The sequence below is a fragment of the Paraprevotella clara YIT 11840 genome (assembly GCF_000233955.1).
Classification (GTDB): domain Bacteria; phylum Bacteroidota; class Bacteroidia; order Bacteroidales; family Bacteroidaceae; genus Paraprevotella; species Paraprevotella clara.
Genome location: NZ_JH376703.1, coordinates 1 through 701, shown reverse-complemented (window position 1 = coordinate 701; position 701 = coordinate 1). Strand labels below are relative to the sequence as shown.

Below are 701 nucleotides of genomic sequence, written 5' to 3'. Positions count from 1 at the left end.
ATTTTAATACAATTTATAGACGAAAGAGACAGTTTAGTCTGCGCCGTCTAAACAGCTTAGAGCAAGATTTCAGCTTTACTAAAGTCTACCCTGCTCTTTTATTATTAGGTATCTGTCTGATGACTGTTAGCGCTCTCTACAAAGAAACAAACACACTGCACCTGCAAGACTTAGGCATTTTCGCCATCGGATTAGGTATAGGACTATTTGTAGTGAGAGTAGAACAAAGCAAACGGCAGACACTTTAGCCCATAAGCCTATCAGTAAATATTTGTAGCTTACTGATTTTATTACTATTTTTGCACCTTATTAAAGTAAACACTAATGGCAAAGAACAAAGAACTCAGTGTAGAAGAACAAAAAAGAGAAGCCCTCAAGCTAACCTTAGCCAAGCTAGATAAGGCCTATGGCAAAGGAACCGTACGCGCTTTAGGCGACAGCCCTGTAGAAGATGTAGAAGTATACTCTACAGGTTCTATAGGCTTAGATGCAGCCCTCGGTGTAGGTGGCTACCCCAAAGGGCGCGTAATTGAGATATACGGTCCCGAATCATCAGGTAAGACCACTCTTACCCTACACGCTATAGCCGAGGTACAAAAAGCTAAAGGTACAGCAGCTTTTATAGATGCTGAGCACGCTTTTGACCCTGTATACGCACAGCGTTTGGGCGTAGATGTCAAAAATCTATTGGTTACACAACC

1 protein-coding gene and 1 pseudogene are annotated in these 701 nt (G+C 41.8%); both read left to right on the top strand.

The annotated features are described in order from the left end of the window. A partial coding sequence (locus HMPREF9441_RS18850; protein ID WP_008623627.1) for a hypothetical protein occupies positions 1–248 on the top strand: 248 nt, incomplete at its 5' end. A 76-nt stretch (positions 249–324) separates the two neighbouring features. Further along, positions 325–701, top strand: a pseudogene (locus HMPREF9441_RS17190) (recombinase RecA); the annotation flags it as partial.